General features: G+C 56.0%; 17 protein-coding genes and 3 pseudogenes. 5 read left to right on the top strand and 15 right to left on the bottom strand.

Features of this window, described 5'->3' with window-relative positions; all coding sequences use genetic code 11:
- Positions 1–183: 183 nt before the first annotated feature.
- Positions 184–387 (bottom strand): annotated as a pseudogene (locus AC2FHX_RS19885) (IS6 family transposase); the annotation flags it as partial.
- Between the two features lie 343 nt (positions 388–730).
- On the bottom strand, positions 731–3,418 hold the full coding sequence (locus AC2FHX_RS19880) for a hypothetical protein (protein ID WP_496703423.1): 2,688 nt from the start codon (positions 3,416–3,418) through the stop codon (positions 731–733).
- A 105-nt stretch (positions 3,419–3,523) separates the two neighbouring features.
- Here AC2FHX_RS19880 and AC2FHX_RS19875 point away from each other — a divergent pair, with 105 nt between their 5' ends.
- The gene (locus tag AC2FHX_RS19875) at positions 3,524–4,156 is read left to right on the top strand and encodes a hypothetical protein (RefSeq protein WP_496703425.1); all 633 of its coding nucleotides are present in this window, start codon (positions 3,524–3,526) and stop codon (positions 4,154–4,156) included.
- Between the two features lie 12 nt (positions 4,157–4,168).
- Entirely contained in the window at positions 4,169–4,534 is a 366-nt protein-coding gene (locus AC2FHX_RS19870) for a hypothetical protein (protein ID WP_496703427.1), read from the top strand.
- A gap of 545 nt (positions 4,535–5,079) precedes the next feature.
- Here AC2FHX_RS19870 and AC2FHX_RS19865 read toward each other — a convergent pair.
- Positions 5,080–5,970, bottom strand: coding sequence for an AraC family transcriptional regulator (locus AC2FHX_RS19865; RefSeq protein ID WP_496703429.1), 891 nt, complete (start codon positions 5,968–5,970; stop codon positions 5,080–5,082).
- A 158-nt stretch (positions 5,971–6,128) separates the two neighbouring features.
- On the opposite strand from AC2FHX_RS19865, the gene AC2FHX_RS19860 reads away from it, so the two are divergent.
- Positions 6,129–6,941 (top strand): SDR family oxidoreductase, encoded by an 813-nt coding sequence (locus tag AC2FHX_RS19860; RefSeq protein ID WP_496703431.1) that lies wholly within the window; start codon positions 6,129–6,131, stop codon positions 6,939–6,941.
- 36 nt (positions 6,942–6,977) lie between these two features.
- Complete coding sequence (locus tag AC2FHX_RS19855) at positions 6,978–7,820, top strand: SDR family NAD(P)-dependent oxidoreductase (protein ID WP_496691950.1); 843 nt, start codon at positions 6,978–6,980, stop codon at positions 7,818–7,820.
- Positions 7,821–8,091: 271 nt separating this feature from the next.
- Here the strand turns inward: AC2FHX_RS19855 and AC2FHX_RS19850 are convergent, their stop codons facing one another.
- The 12 genes and pseudogenes from AC2FHX_RS19850 to AC2FHX_RS19795 all read right to left on the bottom strand — a co-directional run bounded on the left by AC2FHX_RS19850 (position 8,092) and on the right by AC2FHX_RS19795 (position 19,269).
- Positions 8,092–8,925: a class I SAM-dependent methyltransferase gene (locus tag AC2FHX_RS19850; protein WP_496691949.1), complete on the bottom strand. Its 834-nt coding sequence runs from the start codon at positions 8,923–8,925 to the stop codon at positions 8,092–8,094.
- Positions 8,926–9,130: 205 nt separating this feature from the next.
- Positions 9,131–10,768 (bottom strand): hypothetical protein, encoded by a 1,638-nt coding sequence (locus tag AC2FHX_RS19845; RefSeq protein ID WP_496703433.1) that lies wholly within the window; start codon positions 10,766–10,768, stop codon positions 9,131–9,133.
- Positions 10,769–11,070: 302 nt separating this feature from the next.
- A pseudogene (locus tag AC2FHX_RS19840) lies at positions 11,071–11,796 on the bottom strand (IS5 family transposase); the annotation flags it as partial.
- 277 nt (positions 11,797–12,073) lie between these two features.
- Positions 12,074–13,228 (bottom strand): glycine cleavage T C-terminal barrel domain-containing protein, encoded by a 1,155-nt coding sequence (locus tag AC2FHX_RS19835; protein ID WP_496703437.1) that lies wholly within the window; start codon positions 13,226–13,228, stop codon positions 12,074–12,076.
- Between the two features lie 29 nt (positions 13,229–13,257).
- Positions 13,258–13,683 (bottom strand): AMP-binding enzyme, encoded by a 426-nt coding sequence (locus AC2FHX_RS19830; RefSeq protein WP_496703493.1) that lies wholly within the window; start codon positions 13,681–13,683, stop codon positions 13,258–13,260.
- Positions 13,681–14,868: pseudogene (locus AC2FHX_RS19825) on the bottom strand (AMP-binding protein); the annotation flags it as partial. The pseudogene AC2FHX_RS19825 and the gene AC2FHX_RS19830, both read right to left, overlap by 3 nt.
- Complete coding sequence (locus AC2FHX_RS19820) at positions 14,865–15,665, bottom strand: enoyl-CoA hydratase (RefSeq protein ID WP_496703439.1); 801 nt, start codon at positions 15,663–15,665, stop codon at positions 14,865–14,867. The pseudogene AC2FHX_RS19825 and the gene AC2FHX_RS19820, both read right to left, overlap by 4 nt.
- A gap of 7 nt (positions 15,666–15,672) precedes the next feature.
- Positions 15,673–16,536: an MBL fold metallo-hydrolase gene (locus tag AC2FHX_RS19815; protein ID WP_496703441.1), complete on the bottom strand. Its 864-nt coding sequence runs from the start codon at positions 16,534–16,536 to the stop codon at positions 15,673–15,675.
- Between the two features lie 63 nt (positions 16,537–16,599).
- Positions 16,600–16,962 (bottom strand): rhodanese-like domain-containing protein, encoded by a 363-nt coding sequence (locus AC2FHX_RS19810; protein ID WP_496703443.1) that lies wholly within the window; start codon positions 16,960–16,962, stop codon positions 16,600–16,602.
- 121 nt (positions 16,963–17,083) lie between these two features.
- Positions 17,084–17,548 (bottom strand): CoA-binding protein, encoded by a 465-nt coding sequence (locus tag AC2FHX_RS19805; protein WP_142640390.1) that lies wholly within the window; start codon positions 17,546–17,548, stop codon positions 17,084–17,086.
- A complete protein-coding gene (locus AC2FHX_RS19800) occupies positions 17,549–17,917 on the bottom strand; it encodes a 2Fe-2S iron-sulfur cluster-binding protein (RefSeq protein ID WP_142640391.1) in 369 nt (122 codons plus the stop codon). It lies immediately after the preceding gene.
- Positions 17,914–19,269 carry a selenium-binding family protein gene (locus AC2FHX_RS19795; RefSeq protein WP_496703445.1) on the bottom strand — a complete coding sequence of 452 codons (1,356 nt, stop codon included), beginning with the start codon at positions 19,267–19,269 and terminating at the stop codon, positions 17,914–17,916. Before AC2FHX_RS19795 ends, AC2FHX_RS19800 begins: the two co-directional genes overlap by 4 nt.
- A gap of 72 nt (positions 19,270–19,341) precedes the next feature.
- On the opposite strand from AC2FHX_RS19795, the gene AC2FHX_RS19790 reads away from it, so the two are divergent.
- Positions 19,342–20,103, top strand: a complete 762-nt coding sequence (locus AC2FHX_RS19790) for an IclR family transcriptional regulator (RefSeq protein WP_496703447.1) — start codon at positions 19,342–19,344, stop codon at positions 20,101–20,103.
- Positions 20,104–20,433: the final 330 nt, after the last annotated feature.

Here is a 20,433-nt window from a genome sequence, read left to right as displayed (position 1 = left end):
CGGTATGATCTTAGCGGCTTTGTCGCAAAATTCTCTGAAGTGTGAGGGCTGGTTGGAATTTATTAAGTTCAAGCGGTTAGGTTCGCAAACTGCTTGAACGGGCAGATTCCGACTCCGAACTGACCCTTCCTGATCATCTGCGCAACTTCAATCCCATCGAGCGTTGCAGAGGCGGACGCAGTTTCGCTTCTGGCGACGTGCCTTGTCGGCAATCAATGGCGCATATTTGACGATCCAACGGTTCAGCGTCGCGTGATCAACCTTAACTCTGCGCTCAGCCAGGATTTCTTCCAGATCCCGATACGACACTGAGTAGCGCAGATAGAAAAACACCTCGTGCAAGATCACATCTTTTGGGAAATGCGAGCCCTTGAATGAGATCGTCACCGGATGCTCCTGTCAATTTTGGGCTGGTCATAAATGTTGTTTTCTCCAGTGACAGAATAATTAAGTCTATTGAGAACCAGTACCGCCAACTACTAATCCAAGTATATAAGGGCGCCTCTTTATAAACGTGGCCTTTGTGCCGAATGGGCAAAGCATTGGTTTTTCACCCGTCGCGCAAACAAACCGCACCAGGGAATGGCGAACGACATCTAATCTGATCTCTAGACGGCGGCGGCTGCTACCTGAAGGGTGCGTTGTGGGCTAACACTTGCCAGATCTCAGGCGTCAGCCCTGGATGCTAGCATTGGATCGAGTTCCCTTTCAGCACATCGAAGCCAGCTATCTAGCGCGCTCCTGTAGAAAACTTGACAGTTACCGGGTTTGCGCCTTTGACGCGCAGCTCCGCCACATGCTCACCTAGCTTGGGTACATCGATCCAAGCATCCAGATCTTTGGCGACCTTCTTGCCGTCCAGATACCATTCAACAGATTTTGCTTCGGTGCGGCCAGTGAATGTACCCCAGAGATGCAGCGGTCGGTCCGGGCGCACCACTTGCCCCTCAGAGGGGTGAATAATGGCGAGTTCGGGTGGCGCTGGTGGCAGTTTAACTTGCTTGGTGTCTGCCGTTGCGGTGAAGTAACCGTCATGAGCAAGGACCCTAATCCAAACCTTGTCGACCGGAATGGTGTTGGGGTCGATCTCTACGCTGTTACCTCTCGCACCAACCCTGAGCCCGTTCCAGCGTTCACCATCAGAAGACCATTGCAGCCAAATATCGGGATCGTAACTACGCTTGGCCCCGGTCGTTTTCCAGGAAACCTTTAGACCAGACTTGCCAATGCTGGCTTCAGCCGAAGCCAATTTAACCGGCCGTGTCGGTCGCTTGCGCTCCCATATGACTGCGTCCCCCTGGCAGATGCGGATAGCAATTCCAGAGCCGACATCGCCCATTGCCGCAATGAAACTATACGGCGGTTTAGGCGGATCCTTTTTATCGCCTCCGCCGCAACCGCAGCCATCGCCATTGGCGTCGTGATTATCCATTGTGAACACCGGCGCAGATGAGATCACCTCGTCCTTGTCCCCGATCAACTGCAAAACTAGATCGGTACGCGCGCCAGACATACGCAAGGGCCGGGTTGGAACCCGTACGAGGCTTGCGACCGAGACCTGCATGTCTTTGCCGACCTCTCCCACGATCGTCACGAAAGGACGCATCTGGTCTTGCCTGTCGACTTCCATGGCGCCTGCCCCCACCGAATTGCCGCCAGACACGCCTGTTGCCAGCGCCACCGGGTCAAATTCGGCGCGGTTCAGCATATAGTTATGCGTAAAGATCGAGACCCACCGGGGGCCGCAATAACCCATCAGATCCTCACTGTTGGCTGGCCGGTGTATTGTCCCGTCATTTGTGTCGAGGCCGTATTCGCCGATGCTCGCATCCGAATAGACAGTGTTGCCATTGCTATCGGTCGTTGTCATGCCGGTATCGTAAGGCTCGTAAAGCGGGTAGCTCGCGTTTGGCGTGCCGACCGTGCCACATGGGGCATGTGGTAAACCCGCCTGATGGCCCAACTCATGCGCCAACGTGACCGGGCTACCGGACAAGCCAGCGCCGTTGCCGCCGCTGGCGCATCCTGTGTTGCCATGCGAGCGCGGGATCGCCGCATTGACCAGTCCATAGTAAAGCCAATCGCCCTGATTACCGTCATTCGTGCGCGCGTTAGCCACGAAATTCAGGATCGGCGTCCAGTTGGGATCGCATCCCCCCGCTGGGAAATTGTTGTTTGTCAGACCTTGTGTTGTTGTCTGACTGTCGATGATCCGCACGTTGGGCGTACTGCCTACCGGGAAAACCCGAAGCGCAAAGCTGGTATCAGCGGCAACTTGCGCTGCGTTGGGGGCAGGCAAAGTAATATTGGCGCCGCCGCCCATCGGTGGACCGTTATAGCCAATTGTGACGGCTGCAACGCGCAACTCTTGCTCAAGATCGACATCAACAAGCTGTTGGGCCGTGCCGCTGCCTCCATAGCAATCGTCTGGCGACGAGACAGTGATAGAAAGGCGCAAGAGCCCGGTCATCACGTTGGCAGGGATAATGAAGTTCAGCGTCGCATCAATGTCGCGTCTCTCTGCGTCGTAGCTCGAGAAACTGTCCTGCGCTGTCACCGGGGCATTGGTCGGAACGATATTGGCTACCGTGGACCAGATCCCACCAACCCGGCGTTCCACTTGAAGTGTGCCACTGACATTGCCGAGCTGCCCATTATCGAAATTCGGATCCTGCCCACTGCGCAGATATGTCCGCACCCAGGCCGATTTATTGGCAACAAGTTGAAGGGAGTTGTCCGGGCCGCGGTCAGCTGGATCAGTCAGATGCTGGTTGGCACGGAAATACTGAATCGCCTGCGTTACCTCGACCCCGTCGATGGATAGATCCGGCGGGTTCTGGAAAACGAGGTCTAAGCCCTGACTTACTGTAGGAGGTTTACATTTACCGGTCACGACGATTTCGACCCGCACTCGGGTCGTTTGGTCGAAGTCAGTCTGATCGAAGTCCCAGCGTCCCAGATCGGGGGCCGGTGAAATCTGCGCAATGGCAGAGCCGGTGTCTGTATTGACGATGCGCACAGTCACTGAGTCAGCGGCGCAGACCTTCCAGCGGATTTTCAGAACCTCGCCGGGTAACAGGCAGTCGTCGTTCTGATGCCCTTTGACGATAAACTTGAGAATGTCAGCGCTTGTGCCTTCGAACTCAGCCAACATCGTGCCGCTTTTTCGATAGTCCAGGAAACGATCGCAGACGCTGATCGTTTGGGTCGGAGGAATGATCGCCAAACCACATCCTGCACTGGACGGGACGATCACGCAGATGCGTTCGTCTGACCACGAGGTCGGCACAGCGATCGGACCGGGGTTCATCGTGCCATGCTGGGTGAACTGCACTTGCCCCGCAATATCGCCAAACCCGCACCCGCAGATCGCAACCGTGTCACCGGGGCAGGCACGCTCTGGGTTGATCTTGGTCACGGTGTAGCATTCGATACTGCACCAGTTTCTATATGCATCCGTGATGCAATCCAGGATGGGCTGGCGGACACAAGTTTGACAGCAAGGCACTTGTCCACAAGAGGTTTGACCGGTGCAGATGCACATCACATATTCGAGCAGATCCTTAAAATGACGCCCTGCGTGCGGCTTCTTGCAAATCAGGTTGACAGCTGCTTCATGAAGCGCGGTCAACACCTGGAACCGGCAACGTTGTTCAAGCAGCGCGCCGACGTATTTGATCATTGTTGGTCTGTGACCACAGGATACATGCATGGCCGCAAAGACCATCAAGCTCATGTCTTTGTCAGCGATCAGGGACTTACCGGTCGGGCAGACATGGTCGGAACAGCACACCGGGTTGGGTTTGGATTTGATGGGCCTACAGCTGTCATCATTGCAGTCGTCGGAAAAAATGTCCTGCAAGATACCGCCTGCATCATCCCCGGATGCGCCGCCACAGCCGCAGCCTGTTGGCGACGTGGCACAAAGAGCATTGAGGACATCCACATAGCGCCCCTTGGCAGCGACGTCTCCGTTCAGAACACTCCAGGCATCACTAAGCGAGTTGTCAAAAATCGCAAGCGTCGGGCGGATGCACTCAAAGAAGTGAGTGCGCTTGCGCAGCAACCGATCAGCATCCGCAAGCTCAAGCGCTTCCTCAATGTCATCAAGAACGCTTTCTGGCAAAAACGGCTTATCCGGTGCAGCCCAGCTTAACGGGCGCCTCAGGTGACACGCCAGCTTCTTTGCCGGGATGGCGACGTCGATTTTAATATCGTCGGTGCAGGAACAATCCTCAATCTTGAGCCGGGCTTTATGGATGCGCACGCCATCGCGGTCGCGCAGCTTTATCCGCAATTCCATCGGACCTGCACATCGACAGTCTTCGGGTATTTTCGACGAATCCACTATGAGCACAAATCGGCCATCGGCGGCCGTCAGGACGCATCCAAGATCGATCTTACAGCCGTCTCGCTTGCGCCAGCCATCCCCAAATACCGCCTGAATCTTGACCAATATACCGTGTACGGGCTGACCGTTCTCCTGTTGGGTGACACGACCGAAAACAGATTGAATAAGACTGGACATAGCTAAAGTAAGCCTCCGTTTTAAAAATGAACTTCTGTCAATTTCTCTTGGGAATTGCGCCAAATAGGACGCTTTACACCAATCTCGACCAAGTGTGATTTGCAAATTTGGAATAGTGTTAATGCTGTTTAAATATGCCTTTATTTTGCGCCAAAATACCCAAAATGTCAATCAGGTGCCACCTAGGGCGTCGCCGCTCGGAGGCATTAACAGCAATGAACACCGCACTCCTTCCGCACGGTGCCAAGTGCAAAATGCCGCACAGCTCTGACGTGAAGAACTGGTTATTGTGCAATTTTACCGCGCACGCGGCCAAAAAGCACTGAGCGGCCCATAAAAAGCATTCAACACCCCGCTGGCATTCTGCGGACGCAGCCCGCATTTCGGTCATTCGCTGCAAGTGCAAACTTTGGCGCTGCTCGAACTCACACATTGCGGGACGCAGCCGACTTTCGCTGCGAATGCGCCTACGGCTGCTTTCGGAAATTGGCCGGGCTGAAAGGCTCTTGTCCGTAATAGAGCTGTGACGTTTGAATTTGTTACTTTTTGCCTTATTGGACGGCCATAGAAACTCGATCGTGTCTTGGGGAGCATCCGAATTTGCGTGCATATTCCCGCGAAAACTGGGCCGAGCTTTCGTATCCGACGCCATAGGCAATCTCGGACACTTTCGACCCGGTTGTGCGCAGCTCGTTGCGGGCCTGCATCAACCGCAGGTCCTTTTGGTATTGCAAGGGAGACGTTCCAGTGACCGCCTTGAACTGCTCAAAAAAGGCCGAGTTGCTCATACCAACACGCCCGGCAAGCTCGGGAACACTCAGTGACCGACCCAGATCAGAGCGGATTTCGTGTGTCGCTACAAAGATTCTGCTGGCCACGTTTTCATGCCACACCAGTTTCTGAAGCGTGCCGCCATGCTTGCCAATCAACAGGCGGGCATGGATTTCCCGCGCTGTTATGGGGGCGAGCATGCACCGTGTCTCATCGGTTTCGCACTGTTGGAAATAGCGCAACAGCGCGTCCTGTAACGCATCATCCGTATCTGCGAGGCAAATCGAAAACGGGTCCGATACACGGGCACCAGATGACGGTGGCAGCGACGACGCCAAGGCGCGCATCACATCCAGATCCAAAGGGAATACGAGTGCGACATAGGGATGCTCGGGCGTTGCATTGGTGACCTGCGAGACCACGGGCAAGGCATTGCTGACGATCATTGATTGCCCAGCCCCAACTGTCAGGATTCTCGTGCTGGTGCCAACCTCCTTTGCGCCCTGCAGCACCGCACACAAAAGAGGACGGTAGACATTGGCCTCTTGTTGGGTTGGCGTCGGATGGGTCAGAAACACCGTCCCGCTTTCTTCATGCTGAAGAACGCCCTGGCCGATCCCTTTCTGGTCAAGCAGTGTCGAAACGTAGCCCAACAAATCCTGGGGTTCCATGTCCGCCTCCCTTGGTTTGTCCTCCTTTAGCATGGGCGCAGTCTTATTTCTTAAAAAAACTCCGTTTCTGGAGAAATGTGCTAATTTTTTGGAGAATAGAAAAAGATTCCCACAGAATTCTTGAGTATTATGCGCAAAGGCATCAGGGGATCAAAGATATGAAGACCATTCTAATTACCGGCGCGTCGTCCGGTATCGGCGCGGCAACGGCCCGGTATTTTCAGGCCAAGGGATGGAACGTCGTTGCCACGATGCGGACCCCTACCGGCGGCTCGGATCTTGCCAATTTGGAGAACGTCCACCTGGCGCGGCTGGACGTGACGGATGCCGACTCAATCGCGACGGCCGTGGCAGGGGGCATCGAACGCTTTGGACAGATCGACGTTTTGCTGAACAATGCAGGCTATGGGGCCTATGGCGCGCTCGAAGCCTTTACGATGGACCGCATCCGACGCCAGTTCGACACCAACGTGATCGGCTTGATGGAGGTGACCAAAGCGGTGCTTCCCCACTTTCGTCAAAACCGTTCCGGCACGGTGATCAATATCTCGTCTATCGGTGGGCAGATCACCTTCCCGCTGGGCGCGCTTTATCACGGTACCAAGTTTGCGGTGGAAGGTCTGTCCGAAGCCCTGCACTACGAGTTGGAACCGTTGGGCATACGGGTGCGTATTGTTCAGCCTGGCATGATCCAAACGAATTTCGGCGGCAGCTCGTTCGATTTTGCGATGGATGAAAATCTGTCAGACTACGTGCCGATGGCCGAAGCTATGGGGCGCCTGTTCGGCAAACTCGCATCGAACCCTTCTGCGCCAGAGACGGTTGCCGAGATGATTTGGGACGCGGCCAACGACACCGGCGACCGTTTGCGGTATCGCGCAGGACCTGATGCCGAGGCTTTGCTGGATGCCCGCAAACAACAAGACGATGCGGCGTTTATCGGGGGCATTAAACAAAAGATGGCGCCCTGAAACACGACGTGACCCGTCATCAAGAGAGGGAACAACATGTACCAAAAAGCAATCGATAAAGGCGGCCTGGCTGTTGTCACCGGGGCGGCAAGCGGCGTGGGCTTCGCTGCGGCCAAACGGTTCTTGCAGGCGGGTCTGGGTGTTGTGCTGGTCGATCTTCCGGGAGAGGCGCTGGACAAAGCCGAGCCGGATTTGATCGAACTGGCGGATACGTCCCAGACGGTTCGGGCGATACCCGCGGACGTGACCAACGCCGCAGCCATGACGGATCTCGCCGATCAGGTCTTTGAACTCGGAGAAGTGGCTGTCTTGATGAATAATGCCGGGATTGCGTTGCCGACCGGCAGTTGGGAAAACAGCGAGAACTGGCGGAAACTGATAGAGGTCAATCTGTTTGGCGTCATGAACGGAGTGCACGCCTTCCTGCCGCGGATGATCGCCACAGCGCGCCCTGCCGTGGTCATCAACACAGGCTCGAAACAGGGGATCACCACGCCGCCCGGAAACGCCGCCTATAACACCAGCAAGGCCGCTGTGAAGGTCATGACCGAGATGCTGGCCCACGAGCTGCGCGAGGCGGGTGCCGAGATCAGCGCCCATTTGTTTGTGCCCGGCTTTACCTACACGGGCATGATCCAGAAGCTCATGCCCGAAAAGCCCGCAGCGGCATGGTCAAGCGACGAGGCGATCGACTATCTGCTGCAGCGCATGTCGAACGGAGATTTCTATATTCTCTGCCCCGACAACGATGTCTCAGAAGCCCGCGACAGGAAACGCGTCGAATGGGCCTTGGGTGATATTATCCATAACCGGCCCGCGCTGTCGCGCTGGCATCCTGGCTATGCGGATGCCTTTGCCGCCCACGAGGTCTCGGAATAGCCGCTCCATAAGTGCGGCCGTAAATGGAGCCAACAAAACTGCTATCCAAATCACAAGGCTTACACCTCGTCGAAATACCTAGCGGACATTCGTACGAAGCGCGGCAACTGAGACTTCGGGCTCTCCTTAAACCTATGCCGCGACTTGCACCGAGGGCCGCTCTGGTACGAAACGACTTTTGCGGCACGCGTGTGAACAGACAAAACGCGGGACAATCCGGACACTTGGATGAATGGCGACGACGCGCATTTCAGCACATCGTTCCGATCGGCTAGGCAACGACCGCCGAGGTCACGACAGACGGAATTGGCACGTCCCATTCAGGACCCGTACCGTGCTTTGCCAGAACTTTGGCCACAACCGCCGCTCGGATTGCGGCCGAATTCGTTGTAGGTTGAGGGCGTAAAAGGGCGCCACCTCGGGCCGTTCCTTCAAGAAAGAAATCGAACGGTGCGCCCGGATCACTAACCTGCCATTTCGACGCGACGAAGGTTTGATGGCAATCTGAAAAACCGGCCTTGGCGAGTACGGGAAAGGCGATAGTCGGATCGGCATAATCATTTGCCCCGGGACCCGGTGGCAAGGCAATCTCTGGCGACCCGTGTTCCTCAATGGCGCCAAAAACATACCCCAGTGCAGTGTCAACTTCGGGCCCGCACCACACCGAATACGCCAGCCGACCGCCGTCGCGCAAAATACGGCGAACTTCTGCCAACACTTTCGGGGGGTCCGGCATATGCGGCATCCCAAAGCCAATTGTTACAGCGTCAAACGTATTGTCTTCAAAGCTCAAGGCCATCGCATCGCCTTCAACGAACTGAGCCTGTGGCACCGCCAGCCGCGCCATCTCAAGCATGGCGGGTGAGAAATCAAGGCCCGTTACGCGAGCACCTGTGTTGAAAAGGCCTGCGGATACATTGCCATGTCCGCAGCACAAATCGAGCACACGAGTGTCCGGTCCAGCACAAACCGCAGCGACCAGGTGTGGGACAACCATGTCCGCCGCCTTGGCAAACACCTCGGCATAGGACTGTGCCACATCGCACTTGGCCCATTCGCGCCTTTCGAGGGCGGCAAATGTGTCCTGTTCCTGATTGTCAGGCATCCAACATCTCCTCAGTCGCCACGTTTCGGAGGACCGCCGAAAGGGGCAAATTGTCAAGTTCGCCAAATGAAATGGGCATTCGCCGTCATTTGCGGGTAGGTTGCTTTGGGTGCAAAGCAGTCGATTGATGCGGTATCAAAACCCCATTTTTTGGTTCGCTTCGTGAATTGTACAGCGTGTCGGACTAAATTAACTTCCATCGCATCTATTCTGCAGCAGCGCTTCTGCAATAACACGATGCTCGGATGGGGACCTCTGCCCTAGCCAGCGCTTGGTCAAGCAACTCCGCGACGTGGCGCCGCTCAACCTCTTCTCCGCGGGCCTCGAGGCACTCGTGCAGCCCGTGGAGCGACCAGACGTTGCGCGGGTGTTGAACCGGGCGTGGCAGGGTATCATCTAGACCCAGATCTGCGCGGTAGATCGGCTCGGCCTCGGCGAACCGGCCCTGATCCATCAGCAGGGCAGCCAACGCATGCCGCGGTGGTTGCATCCAGCCCCAGGGTTCATCGTAGACCAGCCCGTCAGACGCAGCGATGGCCGCCTCCAGACGTAGAAGGCCGTTCTCAACCTCGCCTGATTTGTATAGCAACTCACCTTCGGCCATAGCCGCCGCAATTTTCAAGACGTCGCGGGCTTCGTTGTTGAACATGAAGCGATCCTCGCCGACCTTATCCTGTGCAGCACGGAATTCCGCAAATGCCGCGCGGGCCTCGTCGATGCGCCCCAGGTTGGCCAGGGCGACGGTGCGCCCGTAAAGGGTCAGCGCGGTAGTGAAGCAAAAGAGCGCCTGATCTTCAGGAAGCGTCTCATCCAACAGCGCCTGCCACATGCCGAACCGCACCAACACGTGAATACGCATACCCCAGAAGGCTTCAAACAATACGGGAAGGTACGCGACCGTTTCGCGCGGCAGGACTTCCTGCAGCCGCGTTGCAGCGGCAAGCGCCTGCGACTTTCGCCCCATGAACATCGCGCCGTAGGCCTCAAAGTGGATGTTATGCAAACGGTAGACAGTATAGAAATTCTGGGCTCCCGCGTAGGCTTCATATGCTTCGTCAACTTCCGCGGCCCGGTGATTTCGCCAAATGACATTCTGGTAGTCACCACACAGCACGTCGATGTGCGTCCCCATATGCACCAGATGCCCGGAATCCGGCACAAGATCCAGCAGGCGATCCCCATGCGACAGGGCCAGCTCGGGCCAGGGCGACATCTCCATTAGGTGGATATAGAGGTGCAACAACCCCGGATGGTCCCAAGCACCAGCGTTGTTTGAGAATGCGGTTTCGAGAACGTTTCGCGCCTCTTCTGTCGACGCGCCGTCTGAAGGTTGATTTTTCTCAATGTCCCAAAGCCCCCAGGGGGTGCGATTCATGAGCGCCTCAGCAAACACTGTCGCCACCTCAAGGTCGTTCGGGTGGGCCGCGTAGATCGGGCGCATCGCATCAGCGAATGCGTCGTTCCACGGACCGAAATCCTCGACTTCCGGGTCGGTCGGATACCGCGCCGTGAGCGCCTCGATCATCGCCGCGGCGACTGTGTTGATGCCTGCTTGCGCCTTGGCCGTCGACAGGGCTTCGTGCGCTTCTTTCAGGACCGAGATCCGCTCCTCAAGCTCGAAAAAATCCCACTCTTTGTTGTAGTTTGGACCAATCGCAAAGGCCAACCCCCAATAGGCCCACGCACAGGCGCGATCCGCTGCAATCGCCTTGCGAAAACAATCCGCCGCCTCTTCGTGGTTGAAGCCAAAGGTCCAGTTCAGACCGCGGTCGAACCACGTTTGCGCTTCATTTGATGCGGATGCGCCGGGCCGTGAATAGGTCCCAAGGTCGAAATAGCTCATGCGTCCCCCCCCCAAGCATTTGAAAATGAACATCTTATTCAAAACCGTCAAATTTCGAACGATCGCGTTCGACGTCCTTCTGAACGGTCTAGCGGCGTGCAGGCCACTTCATCTCCAATCAATGGAGATGAGCAGAGATTACATTTCTCGGTCCCATTTTCCAACACCCAGCCGGAATTGACATGCGCGAAGTTGGCTTTTGATGACCCAAAATGGTGATTTCGAGTGATCGGCCCAGAAAACCCAATTCTCCGATATAGGCGTAGATAGATAAAGGCCGCTTTGGACTCTCTGCTGACGACTCATAGCCAATAGATGACGAGAGCTGCGAGGGCGATTGCTGAGAGGAAGACCTTCGGGCACCTGTCGTAACGGGTTGCCACACGGCGCCAATCCTTGAGCCTGCCAAACATGACCTCGATCCGGTTGCGGCGTTTGTATCGGCGCTTGTCGTACTTCACCGTTGTCTTGCGCTGCTTCCGACCGGGGATACAAGCGCGTATCCCTTTGTCTTGCAACGCTTTTCGGTGCCAATCGGCATCGTACCCGCGATCTCCGAGTAGCCAATCGACATTCGGTATGCCGCTGAACAGAGCCCGAGCACCGATGTAGTCGCTGACCTGTCCTGCGGTTATGAACAGGTTCAGCGGGCGTCCCTGACTGTCGCAGATGGCGTGCAGTTTGGTGTTCAAGCCGCCCTTGGTTCGGCCAATCAGGCGTCCACGCCCCCCTTTTTGACGCCCATGCTGGTCGCTGTCCGATGAGCCTTCAGATAGGTCGCGTCGATCATTACAGTCTTCTGTTCGCCGTGCTCGGCGGCCAGACCGGCCATCATTCGCGCGAAGATGCCCTTGTCGCTCCACCGTTTCCATCGATTGTACAGCGTCTTGTGCGGTCCATAGGCGGCAGGGGCATCCCACCACCGCAAACCTCCGATTGATGAAGATAATCCCGCTCAACACACGCCTGTCATCGACGCGCGGCTTGCCGTGGGGCTTCGGGAAAAACGGCTCCAGACGCGCCATTTGCGCATCCGTAAGTCAGAAGAAATCAGACATGTTCACCGCTCGTTTTTGAACCGTGAATCACGCCGCAAAACGGAAATTAATGGATCCTGACCCTAACAATCAACTTAGACCAGTCAGATGAGGCTGTTCAATGTCTGCTTCCAATTCGGCAATACGAAACCGTCGTTTTCTATGATCGTAGTCAGGGAATTCACTTATGCTCCGTATTCTTTTACGCGGATTACATCGAGGGGAAACGCTTCGCTGCACAGGCGACCAAACCTATGCAGCGGCCCATTCAGCTCGCTGAGGCAAGTGATTTCTTGGGATCGTAAAACGGGATCGGCACGACAGTGCACATACGCATTTCGCTCAACTTATCTACCTGTAGGACCCCGCCTGATGCTGCGTAGTCGATGCTGATCATCGCAAGTGCGATGTTCTTTTCCAGTCTTGGGGAATAGATCGCAGACGTGACCGCGCCGACCTGCACGCCACCCTTGATAATGGGCCAAAAGAAATCATTGGATCCGATAAAAGGATCACCGTCAATTTCCAGACCGACTAGCTGTTGCGACACGCCCTGTTCCTTGATCTTGGTTAAGGCCGCCTTGCTGACAAAATCAGCCTCCGTGTCCAGATCGACAAGACGCCCCATACCCAGCTCATAGGGGTTGTTCGCAAGGTTCATATCCGCGTGATACGACAACATGCCCGCCTCGATCCGGCGAATGCTCGATGTATGGCCGGGCTTGAGACCCAAAGGAGTGCCAACGACCATCAGATGTTCCCAAAGCCGGTCACCTTGTGATCCGTCGCGCAGGAAAATCTCGTAACCAAGCTCGCTTGACCATCCGGTGCGTGAAATAATCAAAGGCACGCCGTCCCAGTCAAATTCCATGAACCGGTAGTATTTGAGCTCGGTCGGGGCATCGCCAAAGGCTGCGCGCAGAACGTCGCGGGATTTGGGGCCTTGCAGCTGCAACGGTGACACGTCGGGTTCGGAAATCTCCACATCCATGCCGGAATTCACCGCAATACCGCGCGCCCAGAGCAGGACGTCACTGTCCGCAATAGACAGCCAAAAATGATCCTCGGCCAGTTTCAGAAGAATCGGATCGTTGATGATCCCGCCGCTCTGGTCGGTAATCAGTACGTATTTACATTGTCCGACCTCACATTTCGAAAGATCACGGCAGCTGAGGAATTGGGTGAATTTTGCCGCGTCCGGTCCTTTGATCTCGACCTGACGCTCGACAAAGACGTCACACAGGATCGCCTCATTGACCAGATTCCAGAAATTCTGCCTCGGATCGCCAAAATCGCGGGGGATGTACATGTGGTTGTAGACGGAAAATCCTTTGGCCCCCCAACGCAAGGCTGCGTCGGAGTAAGGGGATTTTCGGACCTGTGTTCCAAAGCTGAATTGGGCAAAGCTAAGTTCATGGGACATGACGTGTATCCAGTTAATTGTGTGGGAGTTCAGCTATTTGCGCGGACCAAATCTCGGAGTTCGTTTTTGCGGATTTTTCCGGTACTGGTCTTGGGCAGCTCACCAAAGATCACCTTCTTTGGCCGCTGGTATCCCGCAAGACGGGCTTTGGCGTGCGCCAGAAGCTCATCCTCGGTGGCCTCGCCGGAAAGCTCCACAAAGGCACAAGGCACTTCGCCCCATTTCTCATTCGGCATCGCCACGACGGCACAGAGGCTGACCGCAGGATGCGAATAAAGCGCCTTTTCCACCTCGATGGACGAAATGTTTTCGCCGCCCGAGATGATGATGTCCTTGGACCGGTCGCGGATCTCGATATAGCCATCGGGATGCTGCACGGCGATGTCACCCGACCAGAACCAGCCATCCTTGAAGGCTTTGGCGGTTTCCTCGGGCGCTTTCAGATAGCCCTTCATGACGATGTTGCCGCGAAAAACAATTTCGCCCAGCGTTTCACCATCCCATGGCACGGGCGCACATGTGTCGGGGTTCAGGACCAGCACGTCTTCCTGCAATTCATACGCGACGCCTTGACGGGCTTTCGGGCTTGCCTGTTCTTCCGCTGGCAGTGCTGCCCAATCGGGTTTTTCCGCGCAAACCACCGCGGGGCCATAGACCTCAGTCAGGCCATAGACATGGGTGATCGAGATGCCCATCGCCTCCATTCCTGCAATCACACTGGCCGGAGGTGGGGCGGCGGCGGTCATCATATTGATATTTTGCGGAAAGTCGCGTTTTTCCTCTGCGCCCGAGATCATCGACATGATGATCGGCGCTCCGCAAAGATGGGTGACGCCATGATCGGCGAAGGCGTTATAAATCGCGTCGGCCCTTGGCGCACGTAGGAACACATGCGTCCCGGCCAGCATGGTGATTGTCCAGGGAAAGCACGAGCCATTGCAGTGGAACAGCGGCAACGTCTACAGGTAAACCGGATGATGCCGCATTTCCCATGTGACGACATTGTTGACCGCGTTGGTCCAGGCGCCACGATGGGAATAGACAACACCCTTGGGCCGTCCTGTGGTGCCTGACGTATAGTTCAGAGCAAGTGCGTCCCACTCATCCTCCGGCAAGGAATAGGCAAAATCCGGGTCGCCTTCCGCCAGCAGCGCATCATAGGTCAACGTGCCGATTTTCTCGCCGCCCGGGCCTTCACTATCCTCGATATCGATGACCAACAGGTCACGGCCCGATTGGGCGACGGCCTCAGCGGCCAGATCGGAAAATTCGGTATCGACCAACAAAACCCTGGCGTCGCCGTGATCCAGAATATAAGCGATCGTGCCCGCGTCCAGCCGCGTGTTGTTCGCGTTCAGAACCGCGCCCAACATGGGCACAGCCAGCGCGCATTCCAGCGCCTCGGGGATATTCGGCGCAATCAGGGCGACGGTATCGCCCTTGCCGATATCGCGTTTGGCCAGGGCAGAGGCCAGCCGTTTGCAACGTTCCGCGACCTCGCCCCAGTTGCGCCGGATGCGGCCACGGATTTGCGCCGGAAGCTCTGGATGCACGCGCTCGACGCGTTTGAGGATCGAAACCGGTGACAGGGCGGTGTGGTTCGCTGCATTACGGGCAAGCTCCGGGCCCTCGTAGATCATTCCCCGGTCCATTCAGGCATCGGTTCTTTGCGGGTGAAGGCCCCGATACCGGCCTCGGCATCTTTGGCCATCATGTTTTCCGCCATCGTGCGACCGGCAAAGGCGTAGGCCTCTTCCAGCGGCATTTCGAGCTGTTCGTAATAGGCACGCTTGCCGATCTTGACGGCGGACGGCGATTTGTAGGCAATGATCCTAGCCATTTCTGTGGATGCCGCTTCCAGTTCCGCCAAGGGCACCACGCGGTTGACCAACCCCATTTCGGCGACGCGGGCTGCGGGCAGGAATTCCCCCAAAAGCAACATTTCCATCGCCAGCTTGCGCGGCACATTGCGCGAAAGCGCGACCATCGGGGTTGAGCAGAATAGCCCGATATTCACGCCCGATGTTGCGAAAGTTGCGTTGTCGGCGGCCACCGCCAGATCACAGGACGCAACAAGCTGACACCCCGCCGCTGTGGCAATCCCTTTGACCTCGGCGATTACAGGTTGCGGCAAGCGCACCACCCGAAGCATCATCGCCGAACACGTCGCAAACAGGTCTTGGAAATACTGAAATCCACCGTCGGCATCCGCCCGGCGCGCCGACATTTCTTTGAGGTTATGACCCGCGCAAAAGTGATTGCCGCCGGTACGCAAGATCACTGCTTTGACACTGCGATCTTCTGCGATTTCGTCAAATGTGTCAGACAGAGCGCGTAGCATCGCCTCTGACAACGCATTAATCGACATGGGCGCGTTCAGAGTCAGAACGGTAACGCCATCGATGTCAGCCCGCAGGATCAAATCATCGTTTTGCATTTCGCCCTCATAGGTCATTGAGTGGAACTTTCAGCATAGGTGCGCCGCTTTCGTCGCACGGGATTTCGCCGGCCCGCATGTTCACTTGCAGGGACGGAATGATCAGTTTGGGCATCGCCAGTTGCGCGTCACGCTCTGTTCGGAACTTGATGAAATCTTCGCGCGATTTGCCAGCACCCACATGGATGTTGTCGGCACGTTGCTGGCCAATTGTGGTCTCCCACGCGATGGCGCGCCCACCGGGGCCATAGTCGTGGCAGATGAACGGGCGCATCTCGCCCGGCAGGCTCAGCACGGTTTGGATAGAATCGTAAAGCTGCCCTGCATCACCACCCGGAAAGTCTGCGCGGGCTGAGCCGCCGTCAGGCATAAAGAGCGTGTCACCGGCAAAGGCGGCGTCGCCAACCACATGCACCATGCAGGCTGGTGTGTGGCCCGGCGTGGCAATCACAAAGGCTGTCATTTCGCCAATGGTGTAGGTGTCACCATCCTCGAATAAAGCATCAAACTGCGACCCGTCGCGTTGAAATTCCGTGCCTTCGTTGAAGATTTTGCCGAAGGTGTCCTGAATTTCGATGATGCCTGCACCAACGCCCATTTTGCCACCCAGCCTATCCTGAATATAGGGTGCAGCAGACAGGTGATCGGCATGGACATGGGTTTCAATGATCCATTCTACCGACAAGCCTTGTGACTGGATGGCGTCGATCAAGCGATCGGCACTGTCGTAAGTGATCCGCCCGGCGGCGTAATCCATATCCAGAACGCTGTCGATTATTGCACAGGCGTTAGATGCGGGGTCTTTCACGACATAAGAAATCGTGTTGCTGGCAGGATCAAAGAACCCTTCGACTTTAGGCTTTGCTGCCATATTGAGATTTGGGAAATTTGTTGAAGGTTCCATGATTTATTCCAGCGCGCCCGCGGCCTTTTTTCAGGCACCAACGCCTCCGGTCAGGTTCACAACGGGCGATAGTCCCATATCCATGGCCACCACCGCCGCCATGGCAGAACGCCCACCCGATGAGCAATAGAACACGTAAGTCTTATCTTGACTGAACTCCGGCTTGTGCGCAGGACTTTCCGGGTCGATGTGGAATTCCATCATGCCGCGCGACGATGCGACAGCACCCTCAATGACGCCGGTTTTGGCCTGTTCCGTACCATCGCACAGATCGACAAAAACGTGATCGGGCGAACCTTCCAAGGCCAATGCCTCTTCGGCACTGATCGCAGGCACCGCTTTCGTAGCCACCTTTGCGATGTCTTTCGCGCTTTTGGTGATCGTCTGAGCCATGTTTGGTTTCATTTTCGATTGGTTTTGAGCCAGTCCAATAGTGCGTCGAGCGGCCAATTTATGGCACCGCTACAGCCGTATGCGCAGGCAGAGGCCACATGAGTTTCTGTGCCGCTCTCAGTCAAATTGCGAGATCAAGACGGGGCTTCCAGAACGGGCGGAACAGCTCGATCTTGGGGCAGCGGTTCATCACCACCTTCAGCCCCGCTTCTTCGGCAAGCGCGGCCGCGCGGTCATCATAAACGCCGATTTGGCCCCAAAGCACCTTGGCGCCGATTGCAATGGCTTTCTCGGTGATCGCGTAAAGTTCCTCTTTCGGGCGGAAGACCTCGACCATATCCACGGGCCGGTCGATCTCTTCCAGCGAATGAACGACAGGTATGCCGCGAATTTCGATCAGCTTTGGGTTTGGATTGACAGGGATCATGTCATAGCCCGTTTCGTGCAGCACACGCAGCACGCCATAGCTGAACTTGGTCTTGTCGCCACTGGCCCCCACCATCGCAATGGTTTTGACCGAACGCAGGATGTCCGCCAGATATTCGGGCGCGTAATCATACAGGTGATCGATGTCAGCTTCGGGCATTTAAGCCTCCTTAGGGGTCGCGATATCCGCCTTCAGCTCATGCGGCTCCAGCGGATCAAGGAAGGGGTTGCGATAAAGTTTGTCGTGGCTTTCGACGCCGATTTCCAATATGCAATCGCTCACCGCGCGGGCCACACACAGCAGAACATAGCCATTGTTGATCTGGCGATTGTTCAACGCCACTTGCCTGCGCTGATCCACTTCGCCAGCGGTCAGTTTGGCCGCACAGGTGATGCAGCCGCCGTATTTGCAGCCATAGGGCAGATCGACTCCCTGTTCGCGTAAAGCGTCCAGCAACGGACGGCGGGCGTCGACCTGATAGGTCGCATCATCGCGGTTGGCGATTGTGATTGTGCGGGTTTCGCTCACAGCCAGATGTCGCTTGTACAATCGCCACCGGGATAGCGGGTTTCATGGCAGCGGCTTGGTCCGTTTGGCTCTTTGCCAAAATCAACAACGAAATCTTCGTTGATTTTCATACCGCCGTTTTCGACATCACAGTCGATCATCAGCATGACACCGCCCTGGGTGCGAATTTCCGGATAGAACTGGTTGTCCCAGGTCGAGAACAGCGAGGTCGTGACATAAAGCCGTTTGCCATCAAGCGAGAGCTGATACATTTGCGGCCCGCCTGCCACTTTGACGCCATTGACCTCGGGCGCTTTGCCCAAAAGCCCGCCCATCCAAACCTGCCCGGTCAAAACAGGATTATGCGGGTCAGAGATGTCGTACTGGCGCATATCGCCGTGCAACCAGTTATTGAGGTAAAGGTATTTGTCGTCCATCGATACAAGGATGGCCGACATCACACCGGGCACGGGAATAGGCCATTCGGGATGCGGTTCATTCTCCACATCAATGATCTTTTCCCATTCCCATTTCCCAGCTTCGGACTTCCAGAAATGGATGACATTGGCGCTAAGCGCGGCACCGCAGAACCCATGTGTACTGTCAGGATCATGCAGAAACTTTACCTCCAGCGGGATCAGGCCGTCTTCGCCGAGATACATCGTCCCGACCGGCACCTTTTTCTCAAAATCCCAGATGTGCAGGCGGCGACCGTATTTCAGGTGGCCCACTTCTTCCAAATCAAACCCTGGCATGAATGTGTTGGGTGCGGCCCATTCGGAACTGACCATCACGTTATGGCGCGGCTGGTACCAGAAGTCATAACCAAACGGGATATCGCCCATTGAGTTTTCCCAACGACCAACGATCTCGAATTCTTTGTTGAGGTGCAGATAACCACCGGGCGCTTCGCCCTGTGCGTCACCTAAGAAGGAAATGATGATCTCAGAGCCCAAACAATGCACGGTGTGTGGGCCGCTCAGATTGGTTTTTGACTTGATCTCGGCCCCGTCAATCACCTTATGAAGGCGCGGAGCAAACGGGTCCGTCGCGGTGTCGATCACATGGATATTGTTGGACCGCACGCCTGGCACCAGCAGGTATTTACGGCTCATGCCCGCGTCGTCGTGGCAGGAAGAACAGGCATTCCAGCCCATGTGATGCAATTCATCCCCGATGCCGGGCATCTCTAAGCGATGGATGACTTGTGAATAGGTCGGGCTTTCCGGGTCGGCGTCCACGGTGGCTAGGTAGTCCGGCTTTTGAATGCCGGTGCCGGTGTAGATGGCAATTGTGTACAAGAGTTTTTCACGCGGCGCTTTGATCGCCTCGGCAGGGCTTGCATACCCCGGGCCACAACATGCTCCGTCCATCTTCACATTCCTCCCTTGCGATCATTTGAAGATTCTCGTAAATCGATAAAAAGATTCTCGCAAGGTAAAAATATGCATCTGGAACGCCTGACATTCATCCTCGAAGTTGTTGGACAAAAGGGCGAGGCTACAGTGGCCGAGATTTGCGCTCATTCTGACCTGCCTAAGCCGTCTGCCTACCGGTTGGTGCAGGACCTCGTCGGTGTGGGTCTACTGGAACCTGTTGCCCGTGGTACATTCACAATCGGCTCCCGCCTGAAGCGGATCACGAAAAGTGACCACTCTGACCGTGCACTGCTAGAGGTGATTGCGCCTGCGCTAAAGCAAGCCGCTAAACAATATGGCACCGCATTTTTCCTGTCCCGTCTGCGCGGAAAATCCGTGGAAATTATTCACGTTGAAACACCTGACACTGGGGTCTCCTATCTCCATCCCGGTTTGGGGAAACGACCCTTGCATGCCTGTTCCTGCTCTAAGGCCGTTGCTGCATTCTCACCCGACTTGTTTTTGACCAGCGAAATGGAAGGCCGGCTGCGCGCCTACACCGAATTCACCCTGACAAACGTGCAGGACTTGGAAGCCGAGTTTGACACCATTCGCAATCGCGGCTTCGCAGAATGCGTGGAAGAGATTGAGCGCGGCATGTGTTCGGTGGCAGCTCCCCTTGCGCCAAGCGGGCCAGGTTCCACGATGTCCATCGGTGCAACCGGATCGGTACGGGTCTTTACGCCAGCGTTCCGCGAAAAACTTGGTCCCCAGATCTCCCTTATTGCGCGTGAAATGTCTGCAAATTTGGGTTGGGACGCGGCGCAGGATGCCAAAATATCAGGCTAACTTTTAGGTGGTCTTCGAATGTGGGCCTCTTCTGAATCTGATCTGAACTGACCTCCGCTCCACACAAACAAAAAAAGCAACGCCGGACGTTCGAACGTCTCGCAGCATCAGTCAGTAAGGGCTCAGAGCCGACCTCAGATGCGGCGCGGCATCTGCCAGTTTCGCAGAACTAGCATCGTGGCAGAACGGCCCATAAGAGACATTCTACACCCGAGCGGATTACTGAAATACAGCGTTGCATACCGGCGTTTGCTGCCCGTGCATACCCATTCGCAGCAAAATCTACACTATCCGGGATTGACCGGTATTGGTCACGACAGCGGTCGTTCT

This window comes from Ruegeria sp. CDSC042 (assembly GCF_059610745.1).
Note: the sequence above shows the minus strand (reverse complement) of the source record. Positions and strands in the feature narration are given on the sequence as shown.